At 23.4% G+C, this 18,479-nt stretch carries 9 protein-coding genes, 2 tRNA genes and 2 pseudogenes; all 13 read left to right on the top strand.

Going from position 1 to position 18,479, the window contains the following annotated elements; genetic code table 11:
• Positions 1-54: 54 nt before the first annotated feature.
• A complete protein-coding gene (gene rplL / locus GJT83_RS01715; RefSeq protein WP_168892723.1) occupies positions 55-426 on the top strand; it encodes a 50S ribosomal protein L7/L12 in 372 nt (123 codons plus the stop codon).
• A 148-nt stretch (positions 427-574) separates the two neighbouring features.
• On the top strand, positions 575-4,615 hold the full coding sequence (gene rpoB / locus GJT83_RS01710; protein ID WP_168892722.1) for a DNA-directed RNA polymerase subunit beta: 4,041 nt from the start codon (positions 575-577) through the stop codon (positions 4,613-4,615).
• A gap of 68 nt (positions 4,616-4,683) precedes the next feature.
• Complete coding sequence (rpoC, locus tag GJT83_RS01705; protein ID WP_168892721.1) at positions 4,684-8,880, top strand: DNA-directed RNA polymerase subunit beta'; 4,197 nt, start codon at positions 4,684-4,686, stop codon at positions 8,878-8,880.
• Positions 8,881-9,201: 321 nt separating this feature from the next.
• On the top strand, positions 9,202-9,846 hold the full coding sequence (locus GJT83_RS01700; RefSeq protein WP_168892720.1) for an RlmE family RNA methyltransferase: 645 nt from the start codon (positions 9,202-9,204) through the stop codon (positions 9,844-9,846).
• Between the two features lie 44 nt (positions 9,847-9,890).
• Positions 9,891-11,699, top strand: a pseudogene (ftsH, locus tag GJT83_RS01695) (ATP-dependent zinc metalloprotease FtsH); the annotation flags it as partial.
• Positions 11,700-11,879: 180 nt separating this feature from the next.
• A complete protein-coding gene (gene secG / locus GJT83_RS01690; protein WP_168892719.1) occupies positions 11,880-12,146 on the top strand; it encodes a preprotein translocase subunit SecG in 267 nt (88 codons plus the stop codon).
• A 13-nt stretch (positions 12,147-12,159) separates the two neighbouring features.
• Positions 12,160-12,249, top strand: a tRNA-Leu gene (locus GJT83_RS01685).
• Between the two features lie 60 nt (positions 12,250-12,309).
• Positions 12,310-12,386, top strand: a tRNA-Met gene (locus GJT83_RS01680).
• A 332-nt stretch (positions 12,387-12,718) separates the two neighbouring features.
• Positions 12,719-14,209: a transcription termination factor NusA gene (nusA, locus tag GJT83_RS01675; RefSeq protein WP_168892718.1), complete on the top strand. Its 1,491-nt coding sequence runs from the start codon at positions 12,719-12,721 to the stop codon at positions 14,207-14,209.
• A 68-nt stretch (positions 14,210-14,277) separates the two neighbouring features.
• Positions 14,278-16,725 (top strand): annotated as a pseudogene (infB, locus tag GJT83_RS01670) (translation initiation factor IF-2); the annotation flags it as partial.
• Between the two features lie 43 nt (positions 16,726-16,768).
• A complete protein-coding gene (gene rbfA, locus GJT83_RS01665; RefSeq protein ID WP_168892716.1) occupies positions 16,769-17,137 on the top strand; it encodes a 30S ribosome-binding factor RbfA in 369 nt (122 codons plus the stop codon).
• Positions 17,138-17,167: 30 nt separating this feature from the next.
• Positions 17,168-18,091 carry a tRNA pseudouridine(55) synthase TruB gene (gene truB / locus GJT83_RS01660; protein WP_168892868.1) on the top strand — a complete coding sequence of 308 codons (924 nt, stop codon included), beginning with the start codon at positions 17,168-17,170 and terminating at the stop codon, positions 18,089-18,091.
• Positions 18,092-18,130: 39 nt separating this feature from the next.
• The gene (gene rpsO / locus GJT83_RS01655) at positions 18,131-18,400 is read left to right on the top strand and encodes a 30S ribosomal protein S15 (RefSeq protein ID WP_168892715.1); all 270 of its coding nucleotides are present in this window, start codon (positions 18,131-18,133) and stop codon (positions 18,398-18,400) included.
• Positions 18,401-18,479: the final 79 nt, after the last annotated feature.

Raw genomic sequence — 18,479 nt, 5'->3', positions numbered from 1 at the left:
CAAATAATTTTTATTAAAAAATACTGTATTATTTTTTACTTTTAGGAATTTTTTATGTCTATAACTAAAAAACAAATAATAGAAGCTGTTAGTACTATGTCTATTATGGATATAATGGATTTAATAAGTGATATGGAAAAAAAATTTGGAGTATCATCTACTGCTGTTATGACAAATAAAATTAATGATAAAATTACAGAAGAAGTAGAAGAACAAACTGAATTTAATTTATATTTAAAAAATATAGGTAAAAACAAGATAGCAGTAATAAAAGCAGTAAGAAATTCTATGAATTTAGGATTAAAAGAATCCAAAGATTTAGTAGAATCAGCTCCTGTTCTACTTAAAGAAGCTATTAGTAAAGAAGAAGCTTTAGCTTTAGAAAAAATATTAAAAACATCTGGAGCTGAAATAGAAATTAAATAATTTTAATAAAAAATTAATAAATTTTTTAAATATTTTATAATATATATTATATTATTAATAATATAAAATTTAAAATGCTATATACACTATTTATTAGTATAAAATAGTAAATAAATTTACTCAATTTATCAGATAACTGAGGAACCATATGGTTTATTCTCAAACTGAAAAAAAACGTATTCGTAAAGATTTTGGTAAACAATCTCAGGTTTTAGGTATTCCATATTTACTTTCTATTCAACTTGATTCATTTAAAAATTTCATAAAACAAGATCTTACGGGAAAATATGGATTAGAAGCTGCTTTTAAATCTATTTTTCCAATAAATAGTTATAGTGGTGATTGTGAATTACATTATATAAATTATCGTTTAGGTAAAACTATTTTTAATGTTAAAGAATGTAAAATAAGAGGTATGACTTATTCTGCACCTTTGCGTGTAACATTACAGTTAATTATTTATAATAAAGAATTGTCAGATACAAACAAAAAAATTATAAAGGAACAAGAAGTATATATGGGAGAAATCCCATTAATGACAAAAAATGGTACTTTTATAATTAATGGTATTGAAAGAGTAGTAGTATCTCAATTACATCGTAGTCCTGGAGTATTTTTTGATAGTGATAAAGGAAAAACACATACTTCAGGAAAAATATTATATAATGCTCGTATTATTCCTTATAGAGGATCATGGTTAGATTTTGAATTTGATCCTAAAGATAATATTTTTATTCGTATTGATAGAAGAAGAAAACTACCAGTTACAATAATATTAAAAGCTTTAGGTTATGACATAGAACAAATTTTAGATATTTTTTTTGAAAAAAATATCTATATTATAAAAAATAAAAAATTATCAATGAAATTGATACCTGATAGATTAAGAGGAGAAACGGCATTATTTAATATTATAATTAATGATGTAGTTTATATAGAAAAAGGAAAACGTATTACTTTAAAACATATAAATAATTTAAAAAAAAATAAAATTAAATACATAAATATACCAAAAGATTATCTTATAGGAAAAGTAGTATCCAAAGACTATATAAATAAAAAAACAGGAGAAATTATAATTTCTGCTAATTCTTATTTAGAATTAGATAGCATCAATAGTATTTTAGAAAATAATGAGTATGATGTAATTGATACAATATTTACTAATGATTTAGATCATGGTCCATATATATCTGAAACATTAAGAATAGATATTACTAATGATAAATTAGAAGCTTTAGTAGAAATATATAGGATGATGAGACCTGGTGAACCTCCTACTAAAGAATCAGCAGAATTATTATTTAAAAAATTATTCTTTAATATAGAACGTTATGATTTATCTTCAGTAGGGAGGATGAAATTTAATCGTTCTTTATTACGTAAAGATATTATTGGATCTGGAGTTTTAAATAAACAAGATATTGTTGATGTAATTAAAAAATTAATAGATATACGTAATGGAAAAGGAGAAATAGATGATATTGATCACTTAGGTAATAGAAGAATTAGATCTGTTGGAGAAATGGTAGAAAATCAATTTCGTATAGGATTAATTCGTGTTGAACGTTCTGTTAAAGAACGATTATCATTAAATGAGAATAATAATGTAATGCCTCAAGATATGATTAATGCTAAACCTATTTCTGCTGCTATAAAAGAATTTTTTTGTTCAAGTCAATTATCTCAATTTATGGATCAAAATAATCCACTATCAGAAATTACACATAAAAGACGTATTTCAGCTTTAGGACCTGGAGGTTTAACAAGAGAAAGAGCAGGTTTTGAAGTTAGAGATGTTCATCCTACTCATTATGGTAGAGTCTGTCCTATTGAAACTCCAGAAGGTCCTAATATAGGTTTAATTAATTCATTATCAGTTTATGCTAGAACTAATGAATATGGTTTTTTAGAAACACCTTATCGTTGTGTTAATAATGCTTATGTTACTAATATTATTCATTATTTATCTTCTATAGAAGAAGGAAATTTTATTATTGCTCAAGCTAATACAAAAATTAATCCATTAAATGGATTAATTTTAAATGATTTAGTTACATGTAGAAATAAAGGTGAATCTAGTTTATTTAAAAAGGAACAAATTAATTATATGGATGTTTCAAATCAACAAATAGTTTCTGTAGGAGCATCTTTAATTCCTTTTTTAGAACATGATGATGCAAATAGAGCATTAATGGGTGCTAATATGCAAAGACAAGCTGTACCTACTTTAAGATCAGAAAAACCTTTGATTGGTACTGGAATGGAAAGAATAGTAGCTGTAGATTCAGGAGTAACTATTATTGCAAAAAATTCAGGAATTGTACAATATGTAGATGCATCTCGTATTATTGTAAAAATTAATGATAATAAAAGAAATATACAAAAAAAAGGAATTGATATTTATCATTTAACTAAATATACAAGATCTAATCAAAATACATGTATTAATCAAATACCATGTATTAAATTAAATGAATTAGTAGAAAAAGGAGATGTATTAGCAGATGGACCATCAACTGATTTAGGTGAATTAGCATTAGGTCAAAATATGAGAGTAGCATTTATGCCATGGAATGGTTATAATTTTGAAGATTCTATATTACTTTCAGAAAAAATTGTACAAGAAGATAGATTTACAACAATACATATACAAGAATTATCATGTATATCTCGTGATACTAAATTAGGGTCTGAAGAAATTACTTCAGATATTCCTAATGTTAGTGAATCCTCTTTATCTAAATTAGATGAATCGGGAATTGTATATATTGGTGCTGAAGTAACTAGTGGTGATATTTTAGTTGGTAAAGTAACTCCTAAAGGAGAAACTCAATTATCACCAGAAGAAAAATTATTACGTGCTATTTTTGGAGAAAAAGCTTCTGATGTAAAAGATACATCATTACGTGTTCCTAATGGAGTTTCAGGAACTGTTATTGATGTAAAAATTTTTACAAGAGATGGAGTAAAAAAAGATAAAAGAACTTTAGAAATTGAAGAAATGGAATTAAAACAAATTAAAAAAGATTTACTTGCTGAACAAAAAATATTTGAAGTAAATATTTCTACACGTATAAATTTATTTTTAATAGAAAATGGTATTTGTAATGAAGATATATTAAAATATTCTTTTAATTATTGGATTAAATTATTTTCTTCTCAAAATAAAGAGAAAGGAAAAAGATTAAATAATCTTGTAAAACAATATGATGAATTAAAAATAAAATTTAATAAAATGCTTAATATACAAAAAAAGAAAATAACTCAAGGAGATGATTTAGCTCCTGGTATACTAAAAATAGTTAAAGTTAATTTAGCTGTTAAAAGACAAGTACAACCAGGAGATAAAATGGCAGGAAGACATGGTAATAAAGGAGTAATATCAAAAATTTGTCCTGTAGAAGATATGCCATATGATAATAATGGTTATCCTGTTGATATTGTATTAAATCCATTAGGTGTACCATCTAGAATGAATATAGGACAAATTTTAGAAACACATTTAGGTATGGCTGCAAAAGGAATTGGTGATAAAATAAATTTATTATTACAACAACAAAAAAATATTGAAGAAATACGTTGTTTTATTCAAAAAGCTTATAATGTAGGTAATAATATTAGACAAAATATAAATTTTAATAATTTTTCAGACAAAGAAATATTATCTTTAGCAAATAATTTAAGACAAGGAATGCCAATAGCAACGCCAGTATTTGATGGAGCTAAAGAAAGTGAAATAAAAAAATTATTAACACTTTCTGATTTACCAACTTCAGGACAAATTACATTATATGATGGTCTGATAGGTGAAAAATTTGAAAGACCTGTAACTGTAGGTTATATGTATATGTTAAAATTAAATCATTTAGTAGACGATAAAATGCATGCAAGATCTACAGGATCATATAGTTTAGTTACACAACAACCTTTAGGAGGTAAAGCTCAATTTGGAGGACAAAGATTTGGAGAAATGGAAGTATGGGCTTTAGAAGCATATGGAGCAGCATATACTTTACAAGAAATGTTAACAATTAAATCTGATGATGTAAATGGTAGAACAAAAATGTATAAAAATATTGTTGATGGAAATCACCAAATGGAACCAGGAATGCCAGAATCATTTAATGTTTTGCTTAAAGAAATACGTTCGTTAGGAATAAATATTGAATTAGAAAATAAAGAATAAAATTTATAATTAATTATTTAATTTTAAATAATTTTATTAGTTCCTAATATGAGTGAGGTAATTTTTTTGTGAAAGATTTATTTAAGATTTTAAAATCACCAAATATAATAGAAGAATTTGATGCAATAAAAATTTCTTTAGCTTCTTCTGATATGATTAGATCTTGGTCTTTTGGAGAAGTAAAAAAACCAGAAACAATTAATTATCGTACTTTTAAACCAGAAAGAGATGGTTTATTTTGTGCTCGTATTTTTGGGCCAGTAAAAGATTATGAGTGTTTATGTGGAAAATATAAAAGATTAAAACATCGTGGTGTAATATGTGAAAAATGTGGTGTAGAAGTTACACAAACTAAAGTTAGACGTGAAAGAATGGGACATATTGAACTCGCATCTCCTACTGCACATATATGGTTTTTAAAATCATTACCTTCTAGAATAGGATTACTTTTAAATATGCCATTAAAAGATATTGAAAGAGTATTATACTTTGAATCCTATGTTGTTGTAGAAGAAGGTATAACAAAATTAAATAAAAGACAAATTTTAACAGAAGAACAATACTTAGATACATTAGAAGAATTTGGAGATGAATTTAATGCAAAAATGGGAGCAGAAGCTATTGAATATTTGTTAAAAAATATTAATTTAGAAGAAGAATGTGAATTTTTACGTAATGAATTATATAATACTAATTCTGAAACTAAAAGAAAAAAAATTACTAAACGTATCAAATTACTTGAATCATTTATTCATTCGGGAAATAAACCAGAATGGATGATAATGAATGTATTACCAGTTTTACCTCCTGATTTAAGACCTTTAGTTCCATTGGATGGAGGAAGATTTGCTACTTCTGATTTAAATGATTTATACCGTCGTGTTATTAATCGTAATAATAGATTAAAACGTTTATTAGAATTATCAGCACCTGATATTATAGTAAGAAATGAAAAACGTATGTTACAAGAAGCTGTAGATGCTCTTTTAGATAATGGAAGAAGAGGAAGAGCAATAATAGGATCTAATAAGAGACCTTTAAAATCATTAGCAGATATGATAAAAGGAAAACAAGGAAGATTTAGACAAAATTTATTAGGAAAAAGAGTAGATTATTCAGGAAGATCTGTTATTACAGTAGGACCTTATTTACATTTAAATCAATGTGGTTTGCCTAAAAAAATGGCTTTAGAACTATTTAAACCATTTATATATGGAAAATTAGAAATGCAAGGATTAGCAACAACAATTAAATCTGCAAAAAAAATGGTTGAAAAAGAAGAATCTGTAGTTTGGGATGTTTTAGAAGAAGTTATAAGAGAACATCCAATATTATTAAATCGTGCACCAACTTTACATAGATTAGGAATACAAGCTTTTGAACCAATATTAATTGAAGGAAAAGCAATACAACTACATCCTCTTGTATGTGCGGCTTATAATGCTGATTTTGATGGAGATCAAATGGCCGTACACATTCCTTTAACTTTAGAAGCACAATTAGAAGCTAGAGCTCTTATGATGTCTACTAATAATATTTTATCACCAGCTAATGGTGAACCTATTATTGTTCCGTCGCAAGATGTAGTTTTAGGATTATATTATATGACGAGAGAAAGGATTAATGCTAAAGGAGAAGATATGATATTATCTAATTCTAAAGAAGCAGAAAAAGTATATCGTACAGGACAAGGAGATTTACATGCACGTGTTAAAGTAAGGATAACTGAATATTATAAAAATAAAAATAATGAATGGATAAAAAATAAAAATATTGTTAATACTACAATAGGTAGAGCAATATTTTGGATGCATGTACCAAAAGGTTTACCTTATAAGATAATAAATAAAACTTTAGGTAAAAAATCAATTTCTAAAATGTTAAATATATGTTATAGAATTTTAGGATTAAAACCTACAGTTATTTTTGCAGATAAAATCATGTATACTGGATTTTATTATGCAGCTAGATCAGGTTCTTCTGTAGGTATCGATGATATTATTATTCCTAAAAAAAAATCTACAATAATATTAGAAGCAGAATCTGAAGTTTCTGAAATACAAGAACAATTTCAATCAGGATTAGTTACTTCAGGAGAAAGATATAATAAAGTCATTGATATTTGGTCAGTAGCAAATGAAAAAGTTGCACAAGCAATGATGAAAAATTTATCTACAGAAAATGTAATAAATAAAAAAGGAATAATAGAAAAACAAATTTCTTTTAATAATATTTTCATGATGGCAGATTCTGGTGCCCGAGGTTCAGCAGCTCAGATTAGACAATTAGCTGGTATGAGAGGATTAATGGCTAAACCTGACGGATCTATTATTGAAACTCCAATAACAGCTAATTTTAGAGAAGGATTAAATGTATTACAATATTTTATATCTACTCATGGAGCAAGAAAAGGATTAGCAGATACTGCTTTAAAAACAGCAAATTCAGGTTATTTAACTCGTAGATTAGTTGATGTTGCTCAAGATTTAGTAATAACAGAAAATGATTGTTTAACTAAAAATGGTATTGAAATATCCCCTATAATTGAAGGTGGAGATGTAAAAGAATCTCTTAGAGAAAGAGTTTTAGGAAGAGTAACTGCAAAAGATATCTTTAAACCAGGTAAAAAGGATGTTTTAATTCCTAGAAATACATTATTAAATGAAAAATATTGTGATATATTGGATCAATATTCTATTGATAATATTATAGTTAGATCTGTAGTAAGTTGTGAAACTAATTTTGGTGTATGTGCTAATTGTTATGGTCGTGATTTAGCAAGAGGACATATTATTAATAAAGGAGAGGCAATTGGAGTAATTGCAGCACAATCTATAGGAGAACCTGGAACACAATTAACTATGAGAACATTTCATATAGGTGGAGCAGCTTCTAGAGTTGCATCTGAATCTAGTATACAAATAAAAGATAAGGGAACTATAAAACTAACAAATATGAAATCAGTTATTAATTCTGATGGTAAATTAGTTATTACTTCAAGAAATGTTAAATTAAAAATTATAGATAAATTTGGACGTATAAAAGAAAAATATAAAATACCATATGGAGCAATTATAACAAAAAAAAATGGAGAAAACATTAATTCAGGAGAAATAATTGCTTATTGGGATCCACATACAATGCCTATAATTAGTGAAGTTAATGGAAAGGTAAAATTTATTGATATGTTAGATGGTCAAACTGTTATTCGTCAAAATGATGAATTAACAGGTTTATCTTCTATTGTAGTATTAGATACATCTGAAAGAACTTCAATAGGAAAAGATTTAAGACCTATGTTAAAAATTGTAAATTTTAAAAATGAAGATATTCTAATTCCCGGAACTGATATTCCTGCTCATTATTTTTTACCTAGTAAAACTATAGTTCATTTAGAAAATGGAATTAAAATTCATGCAGGAGATATTATAGCAAGAATACCACAAGAATCAGGAGGTACTAAAGATATAACTGGAGGATTACCTAGAGTAGCAGATTTATTTGAAGCTCGTCGTCCAAAAGAATCAGCTATTTTAGCTGAAATTAGTGGTATAATTTCTTTTGGTAAAGAAACTAAAGGAAAAAGACGGATAATAATTAATCCTATTAATAATGAAAATACATATGAAGAAATGATACCAAAATGGAGACAAATAAATGTATTTGAAGGAGAGTTAGTAAATAAAGGAGATATTATTTCTGATGGTTCTGAATCTCCACATGATATATTGCGTTTGAAAGGTGTGAATGAAGTAACAAATTACATAATTAATGAAGTTCAAGAAGTATATCGTTTACAAGGAGTAAAAATAAATGATAAACATATTGAAGTTATAATCCGACAAATGTTACGTAAAGCAACAATTAAAAATAGAGGTGATTCTAATTTTTTAGACGGAGAACAAGTTGAAGTATCTCAAATAAAAATAATAAATAAAAAATTAAAAGAAAAAGGGAAAAAAATAGTATTGTATACTCATGATTTATTAGGTATTACTAAAGCATCTTTAGCAACAGCATCTTTTATTTCTGCAGCTTCTTTTCAAGAAACTACAAGAGTATTAACAGAAGCTTCTGTTGCAGGAAAATTTGATGAATTAAGAGGTTTAAAAGAAAATGTTATTGTGGGTAGATTAATTCCAGCTGGTACCGGATATTCTTATCATAAAAGTCGTATTAAAAAAAGAAAAAATAATGTTACTGCAACAGCATCTGCATCTGCAAATTTAACTGAATTATTAAATGCAAATTTAAATAAAAAATAAATATAAATAAATAATGCTTTTTTATTTATTTTATAATAAAATCAATTATAAAATTAATTAATATTAAAATATTTTTAATTTTTTAATAAAAAATTTACATATACTAATTATAAATATTAAATTTAAATAAAATAAATTATGTAAAATATTTTTATAATAATTTAAAATTAATTTATTAATAATAAATATTATTTAAAATTATAATTTAATATAGATTATTATAATTATTTTAAATATAATTAAATTAATTAGACATAATTATTCTTAATAAATTATTTTAAATTTGATCTTATCTATTCATATTATTAATAATAATAATTAATGTTTTATAAAAAAAATACAAAAAAAAATACAAAAAAAAATACTTGGTTAAAAAGACATCTTAAAGATATTTATGTTAAAAAAGTAAAAAAGAATAGTGAATTAAGATCAAGATCATGGTTTAAATTACAAGAAATACAAAAACTTGATAAAATTTTTAAACCCAACATGATAGTTATAGATTTAGGATGTTCTCCTGGTGGTTGGTCTAAGTTTGCATCTATAAAAATTGGATTAAAAGGAAAAATAATAGCTTGTGATATATTACCAATGAAAAAAATAAACAATGTAGAGTATATACAAGGTAATTTATTTGATAAAAATATATTTGATTTAATTCAAATTAAATTAAATAATTTAAAAGCACAAGTAATAATGTCTGATATATCACCTAATATTTCTGGTATATCAGAAATAGATATACCTAAATTTTTTTATTTAAGTGAATTAGTTTTAAAATTATGTTATTCTACATTAGATTTTAATGGAAATTTTTTAATCAAAATATTTCAAGGTATAGGATTAGATGAATACTTAAAAAAAATTAATTCATTATTTAAAATAATAAAAATTAGAAAACCTAATGCTTCAAGATCTAATTCACGTGAAATATATATTGTAGCAAAAGGATATCAAAATAAATAATATGTTATTGTATTTATATTAAAAATGATAATGGAGTTACTCTTTTGAGCGGTATAGCAAAAAATCTAATGCTCTGGTTAGCAATTGCAATTACTTTAATATCTGTTTACCAGAATTTAAATCCAAATCAAGATGATAAAACATCAAAAATAGAATATTCAGCTTTTTTATCAGATATTATTCATCAACAAATAAAATCAGTTGATATTAATCAACGTCAGGTTGATGTTTATAAAAAAGATAATACTAAATATAAAATTTATATTCCTATTAGTGATCCTAATTTACTTAAAATATTATTAGATAATAATATTCAAATTTTTGGTAATCCTCCTATAAGTCCTAATATATTATTATCTATATTTATATCATGGTTTCCTATGTTTTTAATTATTTGTATTTGGTTATTTTTTATGCGTCAAATTCAAGGAGGAAAAGGTGCATTATCGTTTGGTAAAAGTAAAGCTCGTATGTTAACAAAGGATCAAATAAAAATTACATTTAATGATGTAGCTGGATGTGATGAAGCAAAAGAAGAAGTTAAAGAAATTGTAGATTATTTAAAAGAACCATTAAAATTTCAAAAATTAGGTGGTAGAATACCTAAAGGAGTATTAATGGTTGGTCCACCAGGGACAGGAAAAACTTTATTAGCAAAAGCAATAGCAGGAGAATCTAAAGTACCATTTTTTACTATTTCTGGATCTGATTTTGTTGAAATGTTTGTTGGAGTAGGAGCTTCTAGAGTTCGCGATATGTTTGATAGAGCAAAAAAATTATCTCCATGTATTATATTTATTGATGAAATAGATGCAGTAGGACGTCAAAGAGGAGCTGGTTTAGGAGGGGGCCATGATGAAAGAGAACAAACACTTAATCAAATGTTAGTAGAAATGGATGGTTTTAATTATAATGAAAGTGTTATTGTTATTGCTGCAACTAATCGTCCTGATGTATTAGATCCTGCTCTTTTAAGACCAGGAAGATTTGATAGAAGGGTAATAGTAAGTTTACCAGATATTAGAGGTAGAGAACAAATATTAAATATACATGTAAGAAATGTTCCACTTGGTAAAGATGTTAATCTTACAATTTTAGCACGTGGTACTCCTGGATTTTCTGGAGCTGATTTAGCTAATTTAGTAAATGAAGCCGCTTTATTAGCTGCTCGTAATAATCATGAATTTGTATCAATGATTGAATTTGAAAAATCTAAAGATAAAATTATGATGGGTTCTGAAAGACGTTCTATGGTTATGACAGAATCTCAAAAAGAATCTACTGCTTATCATGAAGCAGGACATGCTATAATTGGTAGATTAGTTCCTGGACATGATCCAGTACACAAGGTTACTATTATTCCAAGAGGTCAAGCATTAGGAGTTACATTTTTTTTACCAGAAATTGATATTATTAGTTTAAATCGTCAAAAATTAGAAAGTAAAATTTCTACACTTTATGGTGGTCGTATTGCAGAAGAAATAATTTATGGAGAAAAATATGTATCTACTGGAGCATCTAATGATATTAAAATTGCTACTAACTTAGCAAGAAATATGGTAACTCAATGGGGATTCTCTAAAAAATTAGGTCCTTTATTATATGCAGAAGAAGAAGGAGAAATTTTTTTAGGAAGAAATGTAGCAAAAACAAAATATATGTCAGATCAAACTGCACGTATAATTGATGAAGAAATTAAACATTTAATTCAAGAAAATTATAATCGAGCATTTAAAATTTTAAAAGAAAATATTGATATATTACACGCAATGAAAGATGCTTTAATTAAATATGAAACTATAGATTTATTACAAATAGATGATTTAATGTCTAGAAAAGAAGTTAGAACACCTAATTGGATAAAAAAATAACTTTATTAAATATTATTAAAAAATAATTTAATAATTAATTTAGTTAATTAATTTATATTATTAAAATTATAAATAATAAAAATTATTAAAATATGTTGTAAATTACATATAAATGATATAATATTATATGTATAATTTTATTGAAAATTTTTTTATAGTATTATGTATAAATTATTTTTAGTTTTATTTGTTATAGTATCAATAATCTTAATTGGTTTAATTATATTACAAAATAATAATACCGTTGATATTGGTTCTTCTATGAATAATTCAAGATCTTTTTTTAATACTAATACTCCTAATAAAATTATAACAAAATTAATTTTTGTTTTAGCTATAGTTTTTTTTATGATTAGTTTAATATTAAGTAATTTAAATAATCATAGAAAAAATGTTGTAACTGATAATTATATTAATTATAAAAAATGATTTAATTTAATAAACCGAGGTGGTGAAATTGGTAAACACGCTACCTTGAGGTGGTAGTACCCTTCAAGTGGGTTTACGGGTTCAAATCCCGTCTTCGGTACCACATTGTTTATTTTTATTTTATAATATTTTTTATATTTTAACATATCACTCATTGAGTAGACGCGGGGTGGAGCAGATTGGTAGCTCGTCGGGCTCATAACCCGAAGGTCGTTGGTTCAAATCCAATCCCCGCAACCATTTACTATCAATTTTAATCTCATTTCTAATTAATTTTTTTAAAATTAAATACAATTCAGTAATTTAATTATTGAATTATATTTAAAATTAATTATATTTAATTAATTATTATTTATAATAATAATTTTTATATAAAAGGAGTAATAAAAAATGTTTATATGTTGTTTAAATTAAAAATAAATAATTTTTAAAGTAAAATTTTATAAAAAATAAATATTATTTATAATAATAATTTTTATATTAATTATAGTATATGTTATTTATATAAATAATATTTAACCAAGCTAATCTAGTTCCTATTATATAAAAATTTAGGTTTGAGGATAACTAGGATGAATAAAGAAATATTAGCTGTTATTGAAGCTGTTTCTAATGAAAAATCTTTACCTCGTGAAAAAATATTTGAAGCTATGGAAAGTGCATTATCAAGTGCAACAAAAAAAAAATATGAACAAGACATAGAAGTTTACGTTACTATTAATCGTAAAAATGGAAGTTTTCAAACTTTTAGAAAATGGTTAATTGTAAAAAGAGTTAAATATCCTACTAAAGAAATTACACTAGATGCAGCACGTATTGAAGATAATTCATTAAATATAGGTGATTATATTTATGATCAAATCACTTCTATTAATTTTGATCGTATAACTACACAAATTGCTAAACAAGTTATTGTACATAAAGTTAGAGAAGCAGAAAAAGCTATAACTATTGAACAATTTAGACAAAAAGAAGGAAAAATTTTAAATGGAATTGTAAAAAAAATAAATAAAACTCATCTCAGTTTAGATTTAGGTAATGGTGCAGAAGCTACTATCTTACGTAAAGATATGTTACCTAGAGAAAATTTTAGACCTGGAGATAGAATTAAAGGTCTTCTTTTTTCTGTAAAAGAAGTATTACATGGACCTCAGTTATTTATTAGTAGATCAAAAATTAAAATGTTAATTGAGTTATTTAAAATTGAAGTTCCAGAAATAAATGAAGGATTAATTGAAATTAAAGCTGCAGCAAGAGATCCTGGTTATAGAGCAAAAATAGCAGTTACAACATATGATAAGCGTATAGATCCTGTTGGTGCATGTGTTGGAATGAGAGGTGCTAGAGTACAGGCTATATCTAATGAATTAAATGGAGAAAAAATTGATATTGTTTTATGGGATAAAAATCCAGCACAATTTGTTATTAATGCTATGTCTCCAGCTGATGTATCATCAATAGTAATAGATGAAAATAATCATTTTATTGATATTGCTGTAGAAGAGGAAAATTTAGCAAAAGCTATTGGTCGTAATGGTCAAAATATCCGTTTAGCTTCACAATTAAGTGGATGGGAATTAAATGTTATGACAAATAATGAATTACAAATAAAACATAAAGAAGAAAAAAAAGCTATTATTAATATGTTTATAAAAAATTTAAATATTGATAAAAATTTAGCTATAAAATTAACTAAATCAGGTCTTACAACTATAGAAGAATTAATATATATACCTATTAATGAATTATATAAATTAACTAAACAATATAATTTATCTATAGATTATTTAAAAAAAGTAAAAGAAATTGCTAAATATAATTTTTCTTCAATTAAAAATACAAAAAATAATAAATCATTAGATAAAAATTTATTAAATATTAAAGGAATGAATAAAAAATTAGCTACTTTACTAAAATTAAAAGGAATTTTTTCTATAGAAGATTTAGCAGAACAAAGTATTGAAGATTTATCAGATATAAATAGTTTAAAAAAAGATCAAGCAGGAAAAATGATTATGTTTGCTCGTAATATTTGTTGGTTTAATAAAAAAAATAATGTATAACTAAATTACTTTTTAAAATAGAGGAGTAAACAAACAGCATGATAGATAATGTTGTTATAACTATAAAATCTTTAGCTGTTGAAATTCAAATGTCAGTAAAAAATTTAATTAAGAAATTTTCTGATATTAATATCATCAAATCAGAAAATGATTTAATAAATCAAACAGAAAAAGAAAAACTTTTTATATACTTAGATAATATACAAAATAATTTTAATAAAAAATTAACTTTACAAAAAAAAATACATAGTGTTTTAAATATACAAAATAATAAAGGTCAAAATAAATCTGTAAAAGTTGAAATACGTAAAAAAAAAATAATATTAAAAAATCATAATATATTATCTAATAATATTAATAAAAAAGAAATTAAACCTATTAATAAAAATAATAATTTTTTATTAGAAAAAAAACAGCTACAATTAAATATACAGGAAAAAAATAAAATTAATAACCATATAGGAATTAAAAATAAAAAAGATAATATAATAAATAAAAAAATAGAAAATAAATTTAAAATAATTAATAAAAAAAATTCTTTTATAAAAAATTTTTATAATAAAAAAAATTCAAATGAAAAAAATATAAATTTAAATTATCATATGAAAAATAATAAAGTTACTCGTAAAAAAAAATATTATAAAAATAATAGAATAAATAAAGAAGATCATAAAATTTCTTCTAATACTAAAAATATTACTAAAAATAATACTCATATTTTATATCAAAATTTTAATAAACCTATTAAACATATAAACCGTGATGTTTTTATTAATAAAAATATTAGTATAACAGAATTAGCTAATAAAATGGCAGTTAAAAGTTCTCAGGTTGTAAAAACTATGATAAATATGGGAGAAAAAATATTAAATATTAATCAATTTTTAGATCAAGAAACTGCTCAATTAATAGCAGAAGAAATGGGTCATAAAGTTATTATTTATCATGAAAATGATTTAGAAATATCTTTAATTAATGATCGAGATAATAATAATGAAATACCAGTCTATAGATCTCCTATAGTTACAGTTATGGGACATGTAGATCATGGTAAAACTTCTTTATTAGATTATATTCGTTCAACTCAAATAGCTTCTAATGAAATTGGAGGAATAACACAAAATATAGGAGCTTATCAAGTAAAATTAAAAGATAATAAAAATATTACTTTTATTGATACTCCAGGACATTCTGCTTTTACATCAATGAGATTAAGAGGAATACAAATTACAGATATTGTAATTTTAGTAGTATCAGCTGATGATGGTGTTATGCCTCAAACTATCGAAGCTATTCAACATGCTCAAGCAGCACAAGTACCTATAATCATAGCTATTAATAAAATAGATAAAACTACATCAAATATTAAAAATATTAAAAATCAATTAAGTAATTATAATATTATTTCTGAATCATGGGGTGGTAATAATATATTTGTTAATATTTCTGCTAAATTAGGAACAGGAATTAATGACTTATTAAATGCTATTTTACTACAAGCAGAAATTTTAGAATTAAAAGCTATTAATAAAGGTATGGCAAAGGGAATAGTAATTGAATCTTATTTAGATAAAGGAAGAGGACCTATAGCTAATATATTAGTAAAAGAAGGTATGTTAAAAAAAGGTAATATTGTATTATGTGGTTTTGAATATGGACGTATAAGAGGATTACGTAATGAAAAAGGTATAGAAGTATTACAAGCTGGTCCTTCTACTCCTATAGAAATTTTAGGTTTATCAGGTATACCATATACAGGAGATACAATAATAGTAGTTCGTAATGAAAAAAAAGCTAAAGAAGTTGCTATATATCGAAAAAATAAATTACGTGAAATAAAAATAGCTAATCAACAAAAAATTTTTAAAAACGTTTTTTTAGAATTAGATAAAAATAAAATTTATGAATTAAATATATTATTAAAAACAAATTCACAAGGAACTATAAAAGTTATTAAAGATATATTAATGAATTTATCTAATAATCAAATAAATATAAAAATTATTGGTTCTGGTGTAGGATCTATTACTGAAACAGATACTTCTTTAGTATTAGCAACATTAAATAATGTTATGATTATTGGTTTTAATGTAAAAGCTGATAATGTTGCACGTAATATAATTGAAGCAGAAAATATAGATGTAAGATATTTTTCTATAATTTATAATTTAATTGATAATATACAAAAATATATAAATAATATTTTATCTCCTGAATATAAATATAAATTACTAGGATTAGCTGAAGTAAGAAATGTTTTTAAAATTACAAAAATTGGAGTAATTGCAGGATGTAATGTATTAAAAGGAATAATAAAACGTCATAATTCCATACGTTTATTAAGAAATAATAATATAATTTATGAAGGCATGTTAGAATCTTTAAAAAGATTTAAAGATAACGTAAATGAGGTACGTAATGGTATGGAATGTGGAATTAGTATTAAAAATTATAATGATATACGTATAGGAGATAATATAGAAGTATTTGAAAATATTGAAATTAAAAGAAAATAATTATTATTAATTAATATTTTAATAAAGAAAGGTATATAAAATAATGGTAGATTATTTATATCGTCAGCTAAAAATTGCTAATGAACTAAAAAGACAAATATCAAATATTTTACAACAAAATATTTCTGATCCTCGTATAAATAAGTTTATAACAGTTACTGATTTATTAATTTTAAAAGATTTATCTTTTGCAAAGATATTTATAATGTTACCATATAAAGAAGAAATAAGTAATAATTTAAAAGAAACAATTCATTATTTAAATAATACTACAGGATATATTAGATATATTTTAAAAAAAAGAATATTATTACATAATATACCAAAATTAATATTTTATCCTGATTTTTCCTTAGAAAGAGGAAGGTATATTAGTAATATTATTAAAAATATTTTAAAAAAAAATATGTAAAAATTATAATATATTAAAATATAAGGAAAAATTATAAATAAACGACATATTAATGGTTTATTATTATTAGATAAACCTATCGGATATACATCAAATAAAATTCTTCAATATATTAAATTTATATATAAAGCTAAAAAAGCAGGACATACAGGAACTTTAGATCCATTAGCTAGTGGTTTACTTCCTATATGTTTAGGAGAAACAACTAAATTTACAAGTTACTTAATTAATTCAGATAAAAAATATATTGTTACAGCTCGTTTAGGTGAAAAAACAAATACTGCTGATAAAGATGGTATTCTTATAAAAAAAAATAATATAAATTTTTCTAAAGAAACATTAGATAGAATACTCTCTTTATTTAGAGGAAAAATAAAACAAATTCCAACTATGTACTCTGCAATAAAATTTAAAGGTATTCCTCTTTATAAATATGCTAGAGCAGGAATTAATTTATTATTAAATGAAAGAGAAGTAACAATTTATAAATTACAATTAGTTTATTTTAATAATGATAAAATTAAATTAAAAATACATTGTTCTAAAGGAACTTATATTCGTACTATTATTGATAATTTAGGAGATAAATTAAATTGTGGGGCACATGTAATAAAATTACGTAGAATTAAAATATCTCATTTATCTATTTTAAATAAAAATATTGTTACAATTGAAAAATTACAAAATTTAATAAATAATTATAAAAATAATTTATTTAATATTTCATTTTTAGATAAATTATTACTTCCTACAGATTATATGTTAAATTTTTTACCAAAATTACAATTTTCTATGAATTTAATTAATGATCTTAAAAATGGTAAAAAAATAAAAATAAATAATACTATTAATAATACTTTTCGTATTTATAATAAACATATTTTTATAGGAGTTTGTAAAACTGATAATAAAAGTTATATAATAAAATATAAATTAATAAATCAGAAAAATTAATATTAACATTATTAATAAATAATTTAATGGAGTTAAGTTATGTATTTTAATAAAGAAAATAAAATAAAAATTATTCAAAAACATAGAATTCATAATACTGATAAAGGTTCAACAAAAATACAAATAGCTTTATTAACATTTAAAATTAACCATTTACAAAAACATTTTTTAATTCATAAAAAAGATTATCATAGTCGTCGTGGACTTTTAAAAATGATATCACATAGAAGAAAATTATTAAATTTTTTAAAAAAAAAGAATTTAATTAATTATAACTTATTAATTGAAAATTTAGGTATAAGAAAATAAATAATTTTTTAAACTATTAATATTTTTTTAAATTAAAAATTTTACATCTCCAATAAAAATTATATTTAAGGATATTTAT

Origin of the sequence: Enterobacteriaceae endosymbiont of Plateumaris pusilla, from assembly GCF_012562765.1 — a bacterium.
In the GTDB taxonomy this organism is placed as follows: Bacteria; Pseudomonadota; Gammaproteobacteria; order Enterobacterales; family Enterobacteriaceae.
Note: the sequence above shows the minus strand (reverse complement) of the source record. Positions and strands in the feature narration are given on the sequence as shown.